This is a genomic window from Streptomyces flavusporus (assembly GCF_046267975.1).
Classification (GTDB): domain Bacteria; phylum Actinomycetota; class Actinomycetes; order Streptomycetales; family Streptomycetaceae; genus Streptomyces; species Streptomyces flavusporus.
The window spans coordinates 6429351-6444652 of sequence record NZ_CP176503.1; the positions used below are offsets into that span (position 1 = coordinate 6429351).

Below are 15302 nucleotides of genomic sequence, written 5' to 3' on the forward strand. Positions count from 1 at the left end.
CGCGGGTCACCGCGCGAGGCAGCCCGAGCCGGTCCGGGGACGAAACGCCGCTCGGGGCCGCTGACGACTCTCTCGCCGTCAGCGGCCCCGAGCGGCTTCGCGGTCTTTCGTCAGCGGCGCACCGGCGACGGCGACTCGGTCAGACGGCCGCCTCCCGGTACGGGGACCGTCCCGCCGGTCGGGGTCGTCCTGAGCCGGCGGCGTACCCCTCGGACGAGGGTCTCCGCCGTGAAGGACGCGCCCTGGACGAAGCGCATGGCCGGGCCGAAGCCGGAGGCGGTAACCAGGCCCGCGAGGAACAGTCCGGGCTGGGAGGACTCGAAGTCGCGCCCGACCACCGGGGAGCCGTCGGGCAGGGCCGCCAGCGTTCCGCGCAGCTCGGGCGAGAGCAGTCCGAGCCGGTCGCAGCGCGCCCGGAACCCCGTGGCGGCGATGACATGTTCGGTCTCCAGGGCGCTCCGGACGCCCGCGCGGCTCACCAAGTCCAGCCGTAGGCCGCCCGGTACCGCACAGGCCGCGGTGACCTCATGACCCGGCAGCAGCTCCACCACGCCTTCCACCCGGTCCCGCACCCACCACGCGCCCGCCGGCCCCAGCGCCGTGGTCGCGATGCGGGCCCGGGTCGACTCCGGCAGGCGCCGGAAGAGGCCGGGGCGCTCGGCGTAGAACCAGTTCCGCCAGCCGGGGCCGAGGCCGCTGTGCGGGGAGCGGACCGACTGCCACCAGGGGCGCTCCCAGGGCGGCGGCACGTCGTTCCACCGCAGTCCGTCGGCCCGCGCCAGCACACGTACGGACGTGCCCTGTTCGGCGAGCAGTGCCGCGGTCTCCAGGGCCGCCTGGCCGCCGCCGATGACTGTGACGTCCTTGCCGCGGAGGTGGTCGAGGTTGCTGTGGTGGCTGCTGTGCGTCACCAGCGAGGGGTGCAGTCCGCGCAACGCCTGCGGGACCTCGACGAACGGCATGACACCGACCGCCAGCGCCACCGCCCGCGCGTACAGCGCCTGTCCGTCCTCGGTGACCGCCGTGAAGCCGCCGGGGCCGGACGCCACCCGGGTGATCGTGCGCTCGTCCACCTCCGGCACGGCATGGCGCGCGAACCACAGGCCGTACGACGCGAACGCCTCGACCGGGATCGGCTGCGCATGACGTGCTGTCAGGCCGTGCTCCGCGCAGTAGGCGTCCAGGCGCCAACGGCCGGCCGGGTCGGAGAGGTTGGACGCCCAGGGCTCCGACTTCAGGAACATGCCGCGGGGCATGTGGTCCCGCCAGGACGCCATGGGCCGGCCGAACACGCGCAGGTTCAGCCCGGCGGCCGCGGCGTGGGACGCGATCGACAGGCCGTACGGGCCTGCGCCCACCACCAGAAGGTCGTACATCATCAACTGCTCGCTTTCTCGTTATCGGTCAGGGAGGGCGAGGACGCCCGGGGGATGGGCCGCGGTGCCGGTGCCGCCGCCGTCGCGCCCAGCCGCTCACGCAGCCGGCGGGACACATGACGGCTCCACAGGGCCCACATCGCCCATCCGGGCGCGCGGTCGTCCCGGGCGTACCAGGCCAGTTCGCGCCCGCCCGGCGCCGCACGCAGCGCCGCGAGGGGCGCGTAGTTCTCCACCACGAACGCGCGCCCGACCAGGGGGTCCCCGTCCGGCAGCGGACGGCCCGTCAGGTCCAGGTGCAGGGCGCGTACGACGTCCAGTCCCGCGCTGTCCGCGAAGAGCCGGAACTGGGCGCCGGGGCGCGGGTTGAAGTCGAGCAGGTGATAGCTGCCCGTCGTGCCGCAGCGGCGGAAGTCGAGGTCGAAGATCCCTCGGTAGCCCAGCTCGCCGGTGAGCCGCTCGGCCAGCGCCTGCACCTGCGGGTTGGGTGTCCAGCAGCCCACCGCGGTCAGCCCCGCTCCCCGCGGCCGGTCCAGGCGTTTGCGGCCCGGTCCGCCCGCACGCACGGTGCCCGAGTGGTCGGCGTAACCGTGGAAGAACCAGTCCCGGTTCGGTCCCGGCGGCAGGTACGACTGCAGCAGCAGCCGACTGCCCGCCTCCTCGGTGCGCAGATACAGCTCCCGGGCCTGCTGCACGGAGCGCACCAGCACCGTGCTGCGCAGCCCGCTGCCTGACGGCAACAGCCAGGGCCTGCTCCACTTCGCCACCAGCGGCAGCCTGAGCCGCCGCGCGTCGGCGGCGGCCCGCGCCGCACTGTCCGGGATCAGCGTCACCGGGTGCGGAACGTCCGCGGACGCGCACACGGCGGCCAGTTCCGCCTTGTCGGCCACGCGTTCGGGCAGCGCGCCCGGCATCGTCGGCAGCAGGTAGGAGGGCGCGAGTTCCTCCCGCATCCGTGCCACGGCGATCGCGCACGCGTCGTCCATCGGGACCAGCACGGCCGGACGCGCGATCCGGTCGGCCACGCGGCGCAGCACGCCGAGGATGTCGTCCGGGGAGGCTCCCGGGAGCGGCGGGGGATGCATCTGACGCACGTAACGCGACACGTGGACGGGACTTTTCGCTGAATCGGCGACGACATGCACCTCCACTCCCGCCCTGCCGAGCGAACGCACGGCGCCCAAGGTTCCGTGGTGAAAAGGATTACGGTCGATTCGTAGCAGTACGGCGGGGACGCGGGTGTCGAGTAGCGGCACGAATTCTCACTTTCTAACGGATCGGATCACCCGCACGGGCGGGCGCAGCACTCGAAAGCCGCAATGGCAGTGGCGCCATTGGTGTTCCTGTGCCTGACTTCATGTGACGGTTGGTCAATAAGGAGGACTGCGGCGGAAGGCCGGACGAGAACGAGGAAAGGAACAGCATGGCTCCTCACCACAAGCGGATCCGGGTCCGCTGGCTGACTGCGGGCGCGGTGGCGGTCGCAGCCGCGTCGGCCGTCCTGGCGTCCGGACTCCCGGTGGAGGTGAGGGTGGTGCCGAGCGACGATGCCCGCCCTCCGGCGCCGGTCCCGGCGGCTCCCGCGCCCGAGGTCCCAGGGCCCTCGTCGGGCAGCAGGGCTCTGACCTTCGGTGCCTTCCTCGGCTCCGACGCCCGTGGCGTGGCCCGCATGACGCAGTTCAGTCACTGGCTGGACGGTGCCGAGCTCCGCGTCGGCCACACCTACCTGCCCGGCAACCGCTGGCGCGACATCGAGGGTGCCCCCGGCTTCCTCGACGTGTGGGCGAACTGGCGCAACCAGGACGACGACCGGATGCTCGTCCTCAACGTCCCCCTTCAGGAGCGCAACGAGGGGGGCGTCTCCGACGCCGAGGTCCGCCGGCTGTTGCGGCGGGGCGCGGCCGGGGAGTTCGATCACCACTTCCGTGCCCTCGCCGAGCGGCTGGTCCAGCTGGAGGTGCCGGACACGGTCCTGGTGCTCGGCTGGGAGATGAACGGCACCACGTACACCCATCGCTGCGGTCCGGACCCGAGGGCGTGGAAGAAGTACTGGCACCGGATCGTCACCACCATGCGTTCGGTGCCGGGCCAGAACTTCCGGTTCGAATTCACGCCGAGCCGTGGCCGGGACGCCATTCCCTGGACGCAGTGCTATCCGGGGGACGACACCGTCGACATCATCGGCATGGACGCCTACGACCAGCCGGCCGGGAAGTCGTTCGACCAGCAGGTGAACGAGCCGTACGGGCTTCAGGACCATGTGGATTTCGCGAAGGCCCACGGAAAACCCATCTCGTATCCCGAATGGGGACTCTTCCGCAACGGCGACAATGCCGAGTACATGCGGCGCATGCTCGCGTGGATCGCCGAGCACAGGCCGCTCTACAACACGCTGGCCGACTACTGCCCGCACGGTGTGTGGAGTTGCGAGGACAACCCGAGGTCGTCCGACCTCTACCGGTCCTTCTTCGGCGACACCGACGAGGCGACGCCGCCCCCCACCCCACCCACGCAGGAGCCGGTCCCGCCCACCGAACCGCCGGCCCAGGAGGAGTGCACGCCGGTCGACCTGGGCAGCTGGCTGGAGCACTGGCTCGGCGGGAAGCTCTGCCTGCGCTTCGACTGGTGGTAGAGCATCCGCCGGGAGTTCGATCGGGTCCACCGCCGTCACCGCTGTCCGCGCACATCGGCGGCGGCGGCCGGGCCCGGCACCGAGGCGGCGGGGAGGGGGTCGTCGTCCGGGCGGGTCTGCCTCGGCCGCGCCAGCAGGGTCAGGCCGCACAGCAGCCCGCCCGCGCTCGCGCCCACCAGAGCGGTCACCGCCGTCGACGTGGACGTCGGCTCGGTCGGCTTCACCGCGCGCGAGAACTGCACGAGCCGGACCTGGGTGTTGTCGCTGGTGTCGTCCGCGTGCCGGGTCAGCGCCCGGGAGACCGCGTTGGCCATGTCGACGGCGAGGCCGGGGCGCGAGGAGGTGGCCGAGACGGCCACCATCGGCGCGTCCGGCGAGGTCGCCGTGCGCACGTCGTGCTGCAGCGTCCGCACCGGCACGCGCGCCCACACCTGTGCGTCCCCGAGCACCGCGAGCTGCGTGGCGGCTCGGCCGTACGCCTGCGCGAAACCGAGGGCGGAGTCCGGGCCGGACTTGTCGGTCGGTACGGCGATGACGTAGCTGGTGGCCGTGTACTCGGGGGGAGTGACCAGGCCGTACGCGCCGCCGAGTAGGCCCCCGAGGAGGGTGCCGGCCGCGAGCACGGACCAGGACGGCAGCTTCCTGAGACGGGCCGGGGACAGGCGCTGACGGATCGGGGTGGTGGTCATGACGGGCTGGCTCCCAGAGGTGAGAGGGACGACGACGAACTGGAGAGCGCGGCCGCATACACGTCCATGAGGCGGGCTGCGCTGCGGGTGATGCTGTAGTGGTGCGTGACCTCCGGTGCCGTGCGCGGCCGGGGTCCCGCCGCGCGGACCTCGGCGATCGCGCGGGCGTACGCCTCGGAGCCGCCGCGCACCCGCCGGGCGTCGGCGGCGGCCGACGGCGGCAGGTCCTCGATCGCCGGGCAGGAGGCGTAGAGCACGGGCAGGCCGGACGCCAGCGCCTCCACGGCCGCGAGGCCGAAGGACTCCTCCATGGACGGGGACGCGAGCAGGTCCATCGCGGAGGTGAGCGAGGGCAGGTCGGGGCCGGGGGAGCCGTCGGGGACGTAGGGGCGTTCGCCGGTGAACAGGACGCGGTGGGCCACGCCGGCCTCGTGGGCCGTGCGGCGCAGGATGGGCTCGTCGGGACCGCCGCCCACCAGCAGCAGCCAGTGGTCGTCCGGGAGCCGGGTGAGTGCGTGGACGAGGACGTCGAACCGCTTCCCCCGGGTGAGCCGGCCGACGCCGCCGATGACGTACGCGCCCTCCGGCAGGCCGAGGCGCCGGCGGGTGCGCTCGCGCCGCTCCGGGTCGAAGCGGAAGCGGTCCACGTCGATGCCGTTCGGGACGACCTCGATGCGGGGCGCGGGCACGCCCCAGCGCTTCAGGCGGTCGGCCACCGTCGCGGAGACGGCGACCGTCGACGAGCCGAGCCGCTCGCTGGCGAGGTACAGCGCGCGTACGCCTGGCGTCAGTCTGCGGCCCTCCATCTGCGAGTCGCCCAGGGAGTGTTCGGTGGCGACGACTGCGCGGACCCCGGCGAGGCGTGCGGCGGGCCGGCCGTAGACGCAGGCCCGGTACAGGTGCGTGTGCACCAGGTCGTAGCGGCCTGCGCGGATCACCCGGGCCAGGCGCGGGAGTGCGCTCAGGTCGCGGTTGCCGTCCATGCCGATGTGCATGACGCGGACGCCGTCGGCGGTGAGGCCCTCGGCGACCGTACCGGGGTTGGTGAGTGTCACGACGTCGCAGTCGACGGGCAGGTGGCGCAGCAGGAGGCGCAGCTGCTGCTCGGCGCCGCCGACGCCGAGGCCGGTGATGATGTGCAGAGCCTTCATCTCACAAGCCCTCCACGGGACGCCGGCGCAGCCGGTGCAGCCGGTGCTTGAGGTGCAGACGCCAGGCCGTGTCGTTCTGGCCGACGTGCACGCGTGGCAGGGCGTGCGGACCGGTCAGCGGGCCGGGGTCGATGGCGCAGGCGTAGGCGTATCCCGCTTCCCGTACGGCCGCGACGGCGCGGGCGTCGACCGTGCCGTACGGGTAGCAGAAGCCGTCGACCCGGGCGCCGGTCAACTCCGTGATCAGCGCGCGACTTTCGACGACCTCGGTCTTCAGGGTGAGGTCGTCCGCCTTGGTGAGGTCGACGTGGGTCAGCCCGTGCGAGCCGATCTCCACGCCCTCGGCGGCCGCGCGCCGGATGCCGTCCGCGGTCAGCAGCGGCTTGCGCGGGCCGAGCGGGTCCCAGGCGTTGTCGCCGCCGAGTCGTCCGGGCAGTACGAAGAGGGTGGCCCCGAAGTTCCAACGGCGCAGCAGCGGCAGCGCGTGGGTGACGAAGTCGGCGTACCCGTCGTCGAAGGTGAGCCCGACCAGTCCCCGCCGCCCGCCCCGGGCGCGGGCGGCGAGCAGCTCGGCCACGGACACACCGCGCAGTCCGCGCCGGTGCAGCCAGGCCAGCTGCCTGTCGAGCCGCTCGGGCGTGACCGTGATGCGGTAGGGGTCGTCCGTGCAGTCGCCCACCGAGTGGTACATCGCCACCCACGGGACCGGGCCGGGGCGCGGGGCGGGGAGTCTGCCGGTGTCTAGGGATTCAGTGGAAGCGGCCATGTGTGAGCCTTCGTGTGACGGTGCGTACGGAGTGCAGTGCGGATGCGACAGGGCCTAGGGCCGAGATGAGCGGGACGAAGACGGCGGTCACGGTCAGACAGCCCGCCGCGAGGCCCGCCACCGGGGACTGGAACCGGCTCGCGACGAACGCGCCGGCTGCGGTGGCGGCGACCGCGGCGAGCACCGGCCTGCTCAGCTCGGCCAGGACCTTCGGGAGGCGGATCGAGACGGTGTGGGGGCTGCTGCGCCGGGCCGCGCGCAGGCCGGCGAGGAGCAGGGCGGCCGTGACGGTGATGCCGACGGCGTTGGCGGCGGCGATCCCCTCCACGCCCCAGGGACGCACGGTCGCGGCGCCGATCGAGGACGTCACGGCGATGCCCACGGTCATCACGGCGACGGGGTACCAGCTGGGCCGGCCCGCAGAGAAGTACGAGCGGACCAGGGCGCCCACCAGGGTCTGGCCCAGCAGCCCGAGGGCGTACACGCGCATGACCGCCGCCGTCGCCGCGGTGTCGCTCGCCGTGAACGCGCCGCGCTGGAAGAGCAGTTCGATCATCTGCGGGGCACAGGCGATCACCGCGCACATGCCCAGCAGCACCACACAGGAGGCCAGCACCAGATCCCGCTCCACGCGGCTGCGGGCCCGTGCGGTGTCGCCGTCCGCGAGCGCCCGCGCCACCACCGGGAAGGTCACCGTGCACAGCATCAGCGACAGCGTCATCGGGAGCTGGGCGACCTTCTGCGCGTAGTTCAGGTGCGAGATGGCCCCGGCGGGCAGGGAGGAGGCGAGGAAGCGTTCGACGAGTACCTGCGACTGGCGGCACAGCGCGAAGAGGAGTACGGCGCCGATCAGGGCGAGTTGCATCGGCCGCTCCTCGACGCCGGCGCCGCCCCCGCCAGGGGTCGACATACGCGACGCCAACTGCCGCCACAGCGACGGAAGTTGCACCGCAACCATCAGAAAGCCGCCCGCCGCAACCCCGATCGCCGCCGAGCGCACCCCCCAGCGTTCGCCGAGCAGGAACATCGCGGCGATGATGCCGGTGTTGTAGGCGACGTAGATCGCCGCGGGCGCGAGGAAGCGGCGGTGTGCCCGCAGGGCGGCGCTGCAGTACCCGGCGAGCCCGAAGGCCAGCACGCAGGTCGCCGTGAGCCGGGTGCAGTCGGCGGCGAGGCGGGGGTCGGGCAGGCCCGGCGCCAGGGCCTGGACCAGGTAGGGAGCAACGCCTGCGACCAACGCGGCCACGGCGGCGAGTGCGAGGCACAGGCGGGGAAGGGTGGCGACCACCAGAGCGCGGACGGGGTCGTCCGGGGCGCCCCGGGCGCGGCGGGCCAGAGCCATGCTGAACGCCGGGATCAGCACCAACGCCAGCCCGTCCTCGATGAGCAGTGTGGCGGCGAACTCCGGCACAGTCCACGCGACCAGGAAGGCGTCCGTGTCGCTCCCGGCACCGAACAGCCGCGCCAGCGCCTGGTCGCGCACCAGGCCGAGCAGTGAGCCGGCGATGGACAGCGACGCCGTGACGAGCGCGGCCCGGGCGAGAAACCTCCGGGAGGACGAGGCACGGTCGGCGCCGTCCCCGGACAGGGCGGCGGCACGCGCCGCGGGTACGGCCGCCGCGCCGTCGGCTGCGGATCCGGGGCTCTGCGAGGGCGTCACCGTCATCGCGCCACGGCCTCCTCGACGCGCTCGCGCACCCCGCCCCGTGGCACGCCGTCCACCCGCTGGTCCCCGGCCAGCGCCCACCACGCCACGAGCCCCAGGGCCACGGCGGTCAGGACGGTCGAAGGGCCGCCGATGTCCCCGTACACGAAGTCGGTCAGCAGCCAGACCAGCAGCCCGCAGGCGACCAGCGCGCAGTCGGGTACCGGTCCCCGGCGGCGGGCGCGCCGAAGCCGCCGCAGCCCGCACACCAACAGCGCCAGCCAGCTCCCGGCGAGCGCGAGCAGCCCGACCAGGCCCTGCTCGCTCAGCAGCAGCAGGTACATATTGTGCGGCGACAGCAACGGCTGCCGCTGGTACGCCGTCCCCGCGCCCGCGATCTCGCTGCCCGCCGACAGCGCCAGGGTGGCGTGCCGGTCCCGGTACTCGGCAAAGCCCTTCATCCCGACGCCGGTCAGCGGCTGCTGGCGCCACATACCGGTGGCGGACCCCCACAGGGTGTACCGGTCGACGACCGACTGGTCCGGGGCGTCGGTGACCTGCGCGATGCTGTCGATCCGCTGCTGCAGCAGCGCCGTGCCGACGCCGAACCCGCCCACCAGGATCACGCCCGCGGCGACCGCGGCCGCCGCCACCTTCAGCGCGCGCCGCAGTCCGGTCAGCGCCAGCTGCACGGCGCACGCCAGGGCGGTCGCGATCCAGGCGCCCCGGCTGAAGGAGAGCGCGAGCGGCGCCAGCAGGGCCAGCGCGCACCCGGCGGCGGCTGCCCGCTGCCGTACGGACGCCGGGCCCAGCGCGATCCCGGCCGCGCACACCAGGCCGAGCGAGACGACCATCGCCATGCTCATCACGTCATGCGGCCCGAACGTGCCGACCGCCCGGATGTTCTCGCCCTGGTAGGAGGCGCCGGTCCGGGTGACGTACTGGTGCACGCCCACGGCCCCCTGCCACAGCGCGAGCCCCACGAACGACCAGGCCACCAGCCGGCACCCGGCCCGGTCGCGGATCAGCAGCAGCACGGCTGCCGGGACGAGCACGAAGATCTGCAGATAACGCCCCAGGCCGGTGAGCCCGGCCTGGGGCGAGGACGCTCCCATCGCGGCGAGCGCGAGCCCCACGACCGGCAGGCCCAGCACCACGGCCGCGACGGGCGACAGCGGACGCCGCCGCTCGCGCAGGAGACGGAGCACGCAGTACACCACCGCCAGCCCGGAGACCACGTCGGCGGGCCCCGCGCCGTCCGGCGTCAGCGGCAGGGCCAGCAGCGCGGGCACGGCCACCACGGGGAGGACCGGCGTCAGCGCGGCGGCTCGGCCGGGGAGCGATGTCAGGGCGTGGCTCACGTCTCTCAGCCCCCCGTCGGGCGCACCAGGGTGGCCGCGGTGCGCAGCAGGATGCAGATGTCCTGCCACAGCGACCAGTCGTCGATGTAGGCGTTGTCGAACCGGCAGCGGTCCTCGATCGAGGTGTCACCGCGCAGCCCGTGGACCTGGGCGAGGCCGGTGACGCCGGTCCGCATGCGGTGGCGGACCGCGTAACCGGGGTAGGTCTGGCTGAACTGGGCGACGAAGAAGGGGCGTTCGGGCCGCGGCCCGACCAGGCTCATGTCGCCCCGGAGCACGTTCCACAGCTGGAGCAGCTCGTCGAGCGAGGTGCGCCGCAGCGTTCGGCAGAACCAGCGCATCTCGATCTCGTTCGCCACGCTCCACCGGGTCGCCGACTCGTGCTCGTCGACCGGTCGGTGGGTACGGAACTTCAGCAGCGTGAACGGCTTTCCGTTCTTCCCGATACGTTCCTGCCGGAACACCACGCCCGGCCCGTCGCTGATCCGCAGCGCCACCGCACACGCCAGGAGCAGCGGGCTGACCAGCAGCAACAGCGTTCCCGACACAAGAATGTCGAGCGCCCGCTTGCCCACACTGCCGCGGCGCACCGGGGACATGTCCAGACGCCTGCAGGAGAACCCGGCCAGCCGCTCCTTCGACGCGTACGACGGGCAGTCGGCGTCGACCTCCCAGACCACGCAGCCCGACTCGGCCAGCGCCCGCAGCAGCGGCCCCTGTTCGGTGCGTACGGAGGGGTGAACGGTCAGCACCGCCCGCACCCCGTTCTGGATGACCGCACGCTCGACCTCCTCGCCGGTCGTCAGCACGGGCAGGCCCTCGGTGCCGTCCGGCTGCTCGGCGACGATCCCCACCGGCCGCACACCGCACCGTGGGTGGCGCAGCACGGCGGCGGCCACGCGCTGTGCGGTCGCCACCGGGCCGATCACCAGCGCGGTGTGCGGGTGGCGCAGCAGTGCGGCGCGCCGCCGCCCGTGCACGGCCCCTCGCAGCGCACAGCCGACCGCCGCCTGCAGGGCCAGGCCCGTCAGTACAGTGCCGACCGACAACGCGTGCTCCGGCCGGTACGCCGCCCAGAGCGCCGAGAGCGCCAGCCAGGCCACCGCGATGCGGCCGCACACGGCGGGCAGTTCCTCCAGCAGTACCGGCACCGGCGGCCGGCCGTCGCGCGGACGCAGCAGCAGCGACGCGACGACCAGCAGGGTGACGAGCAGCGGATGGCGCTGGGCCTCGGTGAGCGCCAGCGTGCCCGACAGGGCGGCGACGCCGTCCGCGACGAGCAGCGGGACCGGTGAGGCCGACCGGGCCGGACGGCGCGGGACGGGGAACCGGAAACCGGTGGCGGTGCCGCGCGGCGGCAGGACCGAAACTGGTGAGAATCCGTGGTCCCGTGGCGGCAGGCCGGGGGAGGGCACGGTACGTTCGGCGGTCACGAGTGACTGGACTCCCTGTGCTTGGTGGGCTCGACGCACTGTGTTGTCTGGTTCGCCGCGGCGCTACGGCCCGTGCCGGGCGGCTGACCGTGTTCAGCGCCGCGGGCTTCGGCGGGCTCGACTGCATGGGAGGGGCGCGTGCTTCGGGCGGCGGGCCAGGTGCCGAGCAGGTCGCGGTAGACGTTCGCGAGCGCCTCGGCGGTGTGCCGCACGCCGTGGGTGGACAGCACATGCCGGCGGCCGGCCTCGCCGAGCGACGCGCGCAGCAGCGGGTCGAGCAGCAGCTCAGTGACGGCCCCGGCCAGTGCCGCCGGTTTCTCCGGCGGGACCAGGCACCGGGCGGCGAAGGAGGGTGGCAGGCTCTCGCGGGCGCCGTCGACATCTGTGACCACCACGGGCCGCCCACAGGCCATCGCCTCCAGCGGGGCCAGCGCCATGCCCTCCCAGCGGGACGGCAGGACGACGAGGTCGGCGGCCTGGTACCAGGGGGAGGCGTCGGTGACGGCTCCCGCGAAGAGCACGGACTCCGGGGCGCGTTCACGCAGCAGCTCGCGGTCCGGCCCGTCGCCGACCAGGACGAGGCGGGCGTCGGGCACCCGGTGCACGACGGCGTCCCAGGCCCGGAGCAGGACGTCCTGCCCCTTCTGCCGGCACAGCCGCCCCACGCAGACCGCGAGCGGTACCGCCGGGGGGACGTCGGCGAGCGGTGCGAGCCCGGCCCGCACGGCGCCGGCGTCGGCCGGGTGGAAGCGCTCGGGATCGATGCCGTTGGGGATGACGGTCCACCGGCCGGTGATCCCCGCGCGCACGCCGGTGGCGCGCTCCGCCTCGCTCACACACACCAACCGCGCGGCCCAACGCGCCCCCCATCGCTCCCACTTGAGCGCCAGGGCCGCGGTGCCCCCGCCGACCGCCTCGAACGACCAGGCATGCGGCTGGAAGACCGTCGGAATCCGCCCGCGCACCGCGAGCCGCCCGGCGAGCCCGGCCTTCGCGCTGTGTGCGTGCACGAGATGGGGGCGTACGTCGTGGATGACCCGTGCGAGGTGCCGTACCTCCCGCACGAGCGACGGACCCGGCGACCGCGTCGCGGGCCAGTGCCGTACGTGCGCGCCGAGCGCCCGCAGTTGCCCGGTGAGCGGGCTGTCGGGGCAGGCCACGGTGACGTCCAGGCCGTCCGCCAGCTGAGCCCGGACCAGGTCCGTCACCACGCGCGCGACCCCGCCGTCGACCGGTTGGGTGAGGTGCAGAACCCGCAGCCGAGGGCTGATGGGTGACAGGTGCATATGCGCGGCTTCCTCGCTCACGACGGCGCTCGGGGCGGGCGGCAACGGGGTCACTGCTGGGCCTCGACAGCGACGAAGAGCGCACCGGCCCACGCGGCGTCCTGCTGGGACTGGAGCCGGAAGGTCAGCTGGTCACCGGCGTTCTGCAGGACTCTGCCGAGGTCGAACACATCGGAGTCGTAGCCGAGGGTGTTGGCGTGCGCGGGCACCCGCGCCGCACCCTCTCCGGGTTCACTGATGGTGGAGTTCAGGACGTCGTCCTGGGGGTTGGCGTCGTTGCCGAGGGCGATGGAGGCGGACCCGTTCGTCACGGTGAGCGAGTCGCCGGTGGTGCCGCGGTCGCCGTTGTACGCCACCAGGCCCGAGCGGCCCCCGGCGCCTGCGGCGAAGCGCAGATCGCGCAGCTGGATCTCCTGTCCCGAGCTGGACTTCAGCGGCACGAAGCCGTCCCAGACCGCGAGGTGCCGCAGCGGCTCCGCCGCGTTCTCGTACACCACCACCAGCGTCCAGCCGCCCCACGCCCCGGCCGCCGACCCGCCCATGGCCACGTTCACCTGCGCCACGGTGTACAGGCCCGACCCGCCCTCCCGCACCAGCCCCGTGACGTCCGCCGATGCCTGGAAGGCGTCCGCGCCGTCTGCCACACGGTGTCCGACGACCGTGTCCGCGAGGAGCTCCCGGTACTCACCACCGGGTTCGGCGATCAGCACGCGTCCGTTGTCCTCCGGCGGCTTCTGTTCGCCGACGCGCAGGTTTCCGCCCCAGTACAGGCGCGCGTATGTCACTCGGGAGCCGGAGGGCAGGCGGACCTCCGCGCGGGAGGAGTTGTAGGTGTTCGGGTCGCGGTCCACGTCGATGTAGAACATGTCGAAGTCGCCGTTCGCCCCCTGCCTGCCCCCCTGCACGTCCGGGCACGAAGGTGCCGTGCTCTGCCTGCAGGTGATGGAGGAGTTGGCCGCGCGCACGATGCCGCCGTGCTGGTGTGCGCGGTACCGCTGGGCGAACGCGAGGCTCTCCGCCTCAGGTGCGGGGGCGGCAGCCAGGGAGCTGCCGGGTGTCCACATCGCGGCGAGGGCGAGAACGCCGACCGTCGCATGGCGAAGCAGCGGACCCAGGGAATGACGCATGACCGTCGGTGCCCTTTCGGAACAGGTGGCGGTGGCAGCAGCGACACGAGTGCGATGTGTCCGCCCAGAGGGTGTATCGGGGAGGTGCGTCACTCTAGTCGCTAACCGGACAAATATGGTGAAAGGCGACACTCGGGATCACGCCATTGGCGGCGCAACTCCCAGGAGCACGGCCGGTGCCGTTCCGCCGAACGAGGGCCGGGGCGCAGTCGGCCTGACATACCGTCTGATCAGGCAGAACGTGGCAACCGGGGGAAACGCGGGAGTGTGAAAAGCCTATGATCGGTTGCGGGAGGCCATGGGTGATCTGACGGTGGGCTCAGGATCCAACGCCCGTCGAAAGGAACCCCCCCATGCGTGCTCTGCCCGCACGGCGCATGGCGTCCAGCACACTGTGCGCCGCCCTCCTGGTCGGGATCACCGGCCCCGTCGCCATGGCGGCCGACTCGACCCGCGAGCGCAACCGTACGGCGTCGCCCGATATGCGGCTCCCCGGCGCGGACACGCTGCACGCGCAGGTCAGGCAACTCAACGCCCTCGGCAGCGAGTTCGCGCCGGTCACCGACCTGCTGGACGCCGCGCTCAAGGCGGACGACCGCCAACTGTCCGCCGCCAAGGCCAGGAAACTGGGCGATGCCGCGAAGGCTGCCCTGGCCAAGGCGGCCGCCAAGGCTCCGGCGACCTCGACTCCGACGACGGGCGTGCTGCCGAGTGACACCGACCTCACGAGCGACGAGCTGGACGCCCTAGAGGAAGCCATCGACAGTCTTGTGGAGGCGGCGACCACCTCCGATGACGAAAGCGAGGTGCTTCTGTCGGTCGACGACCTACTGGACGAGGTGGGGCGCCTCGTCGACGGACTGCTCGGCACCGGCCTGTCCATTCTGACGCCGCTGCCCAGCACGTCGACATCGACGACGGCGCCTGAGGCGTCGGCCGTCACGCTCCCCGACATCACCTCGACGCAGACCCAGACGGTGCTGTTGACGGTTCCGTGAGCGCACGTGCGAGATCTCAGCCTTTCAGAGATCTCATATGAGGACTTGCAATCTTCGGCACCTCCGGTTTCCGCCCAGGCCACAGCTCGTTAGGCACGGCGACAGAGATCCCCTCCGGCAACCTGCGTTGCCGAAGAAAGGAACACGATGAAGTCCCTGAAGGCTGCCGCCGTCGTTGCCGGGTCCTTGATCGCCGCCGGTGCCGCCACTCCTGCGTACGCCCACAACACCCCGTACCAGGCGCCCACCGGCCACAGCTCCCCCGACATGGCGCCGGCTGCCCCCAGCGCTCCGTACCAGGCGCCGGCCGCTCAGAGTGCTCCGGCCCCGGCGCCGGCCGGCCCGACCGTTTCGTACCAGGCGCCTGCTACGCAGAGTGCTCCGTACCAGGCGCCGGCTGCCCAGAGTGCCCCGGCCCCGGCGCCGACTGGCCCGACCGTTTCGTACCAGGCGCCGGCTGCCCAGAGTGCCCCGGCCCAGGCGCCGGCTGCCCAGAGTGCTCCGGCCCCGGCGCTGGCCGGCCCGACCGTTTCGTACCAGGCGCCGGCTGCCCAGAGTGCTCCCTCCCCGGCGCCTGCTGCCCCGAGCCGCGACCTGGCGAGCACCGACCTCAGCGGCGGCCTGACCACCAGGGTCCCCCTCGACGTGTCGGGCCACAACTCGCTGATCCCCACGGCGAGGGAGGCCGCGGCCGCAGTGAACGAGGCCAAGCCGGTGCACGGCAACCTGTGGCTGTAGGGCGGAGACCCGCCGTGCGGAGCCGGCCCTCGGTGGAGTTCGAGGGCCGTTTCTCCGTGTGCACACACCCGTGGTCACCGGGACGGCCACCGGTGATCAC

Annotated in this window: 13 protein-coding genes; 3 read left to right on the forward strand and 10 right to left on the reverse strand. The window is 73.1% G+C overall.

The genetic code is table 11. From position 1 onward, the window contains the following. Positions 1 to 110 precede the first annotated feature (110 nt). On the reverse strand, positions 111 to 1376 hold the full coding sequence (locus ACKTSN_RS30380; RefSeq protein WP_409474964.1) for an NAD(P)-binding domain-containing protein: 1266 nt from the start codon (positions 1374 to 1376) through the stop codon (positions 111 to 113). Between the two features lie 2 nt (positions 1377 to 1378). Next, complete coding sequence (locus ACKTSN_RS30385) at positions 1379 to 2632, reverse strand: ATP-grasp domain-containing protein (protein WP_409472022.1); 1254 nt, start codon at positions 2630 to 2632, stop codon at positions 1379 to 1381. Between the two features lie 167 nt (positions 2633 to 2799). On the opposite strand from ACKTSN_RS30385, the gene ACKTSN_RS30390 reads away from it, so the two are divergent. Then, on the forward strand, positions 2800 to 4008 hold the full coding sequence (locus ACKTSN_RS30390; protein WP_409472023.1) for a glycoside hydrolase family 26 protein: 1209 nt from the start codon (positions 2800 to 2802) through the stop codon (positions 4006 to 4008). 35 nt (positions 4009 to 4043) lie between these two features. On the opposite strand, the gene ACKTSN_RS30395 is transcribed toward ACKTSN_RS30390, so the two are convergent. From ACKTSN_RS30395 to ACKTSN_RS30430, 8 genes are read right to left on the reverse strand one after another with little or no spacing between them, the layout of a single operon-like run. Then, positions 4044 to 4697: a lipopolysaccharide biosynthesis protein gene (locus tag ACKTSN_RS30395; protein ID WP_409472024.1), complete on the reverse strand. Its 654-nt coding sequence runs from the start codon at positions 4695 to 4697 to the stop codon at positions 4044 to 4046. Then, positions 4694 to 5848, reverse strand: coding sequence for a glycosyltransferase (locus ACKTSN_RS30400; RefSeq protein WP_409472025.1), 1155 nt, complete (start codon positions 5846 to 5848; stop codon positions 4694 to 4696). Before ACKTSN_RS30400 ends, ACKTSN_RS30395 begins: the two co-directional genes overlap by 4 nt. A 1-nt stretch (position 5849) precedes the next feature. Beyond that, positions 5850 to 6614, reverse strand: a complete 765-nt coding sequence (locus ACKTSN_RS30405) for a polysaccharide deacetylase family protein (RefSeq protein WP_409472026.1) — start codon at positions 6612 to 6614, stop codon at positions 5850 to 5852. Beyond that, the gene (locus tag ACKTSN_RS30410) at positions 6598 to 8280 is read right to left on the reverse strand and encodes a lipid II flippase MurJ (RefSeq protein WP_409472027.1); all 1683 of its coding nucleotides are present in this window, start codon (positions 8278 to 8280) and stop codon (positions 6598 to 6600) included. Before ACKTSN_RS30410 ends, ACKTSN_RS30405 begins: the two co-directional genes overlap by 17 nt. Further along, the gene (locus ACKTSN_RS30415) at positions 8277 to 9620 is read right to left on the reverse strand and encodes an O-antigen ligase family protein (protein WP_409472028.1); all 1344 of its coding nucleotides are present in this window, start codon (positions 9618 to 9620) and stop codon (positions 8277 to 8279) included. The genes ACKTSN_RS30410 and ACKTSN_RS30415 overlap by 4 nt, the downstream gene beginning before the upstream one ends. Positions 9621 to 9625: 5 nt before the next feature. Continuing rightward, complete coding sequence (locus tag ACKTSN_RS30420; protein ID WP_409472029.1) at positions 9626 to 11053, reverse strand: exopolysaccharide biosynthesis polyprenyl glycosylphosphotransferase; 1428 nt, start codon at positions 11051 to 11053, stop codon at positions 9626 to 9628. Then, a complete protein-coding gene (locus ACKTSN_RS30425; RefSeq protein WP_409472030.1) occupies positions 11050 to 12339 on the reverse strand; it encodes a glycosyltransferase family 4 protein in 1290 nt (429 codons plus the stop codon). Before ACKTSN_RS30425 ends, ACKTSN_RS30420 begins: the two co-directional genes overlap by 4 nt. Before the next feature lie 50 nt (positions 12340 to 12389). After that, complete coding sequence (locus ACKTSN_RS30430; RefSeq protein WP_409472031.1) at positions 12390 to 13466, reverse strand: DUF3344 domain-containing protein; 1077 nt, start codon at positions 13464 to 13466, stop codon at positions 12390 to 12392. 353 nt (positions 13467 to 13819) lie between these two features. On the opposite strand from ACKTSN_RS30430, the gene ACKTSN_RS30435 reads away from it, so the two are divergent. Continuing rightward, the gene (locus tag ACKTSN_RS30435; protein ID WP_409472032.1) at positions 13820 to 14464 is read left to right on the forward strand and encodes a hypothetical protein; all 645 of its coding nucleotides are present in this window, start codon (positions 13820 to 13822) and stop codon (positions 14462 to 14464) included. Positions 14465 to 14611: 147 nt separating this feature from the next. After that, positions 14612 to 15202 carry a hypothetical protein gene (locus tag ACKTSN_RS30440; RefSeq protein ID WP_409472033.1) on the forward strand — a complete coding sequence of 197 codons (591 nt, stop codon included), beginning with the start codon at positions 14612 to 14614 and terminating at the stop codon, positions 15200 to 15202. Positions 15203 to 15302 lie beyond the last annotated feature (100 nt).

What these genes read in the sequence shown, in the direction of transcription:
- ACKTSN_RS30380 (WP_409474964.1), bottom strand. Translation starts at nt 1,376, where the DNA reads ATGTACGACCTTCTGGTGGTGGGCGCAGGCCCGTACGGCCTGTCGATC.
- ACKTSN_RS30390 (WP_409472023.1), top strand. Translation starts at nt 2,800, where the DNA reads ATGGCTCCTCACCACAAGCGGATCCGGGTCCGCTGGCTGACTGCGGGC.
- ACKTSN_RS30395 (WP_409472024.1), bottom strand. Translation starts at nt 4,697, where the DNA reads ATGACCACCACCCCGATCCGTCAGCGCCTGTCCCCGGCCCGTCTCAGG.
- ACKTSN_RS30400 (WP_409472025.1), bottom strand. Translation starts at nt 5,848, where the DNA reads ATGAAGGCTCTGCACATCATCACCGGCCTCGGCGTCGGCGGCGCCGAG.
- ACKTSN_RS30405 (WP_409472026.1), bottom strand. Translation starts at nt 6,614, where the DNA reads ATGGCCGCTTCCACTGAATCCCTAGACACCGGCAGACTCCCCGCCCCG.
- ACKTSN_RS30410 (WP_409472027.1), bottom strand. Translation starts at nt 8,280, where the DNA reads ATGACGGTGACGCCCTCGCAGAGCCCCGGATCCGCAGCCGACGGCGCG.
- ACKTSN_RS30425 (WP_409472030.1), bottom strand. Translation starts at nt 12,339, where the DNA reads ATGCACCTGTCACCCATCAGCCCTCGGCTGCGGGTTCTGCACCTCACC.
- ACKTSN_RS30430 (WP_409472031.1), bottom strand. Translation starts at nt 13,466, where the DNA reads ATGCGTCATTCCCTGGGTCCGCTGCTTCGCCATGCGACGGTCGGCGTT.
- ACKTSN_RS30435 (WP_409472032.1), top strand. Translation starts at nt 13,820, where the DNA reads ATGCGTGCTCTGCCCGCACGGCGCATGGCGTCCAGCACACTGTGCGCC.
- ACKTSN_RS30440 (WP_409472033.1), top strand. Translation starts at nt 14,612, where the DNA reads ATGAAGTCCCTGAAGGCTGCCGCCGTCGTTGCCGGGTCCTTGATCGCC.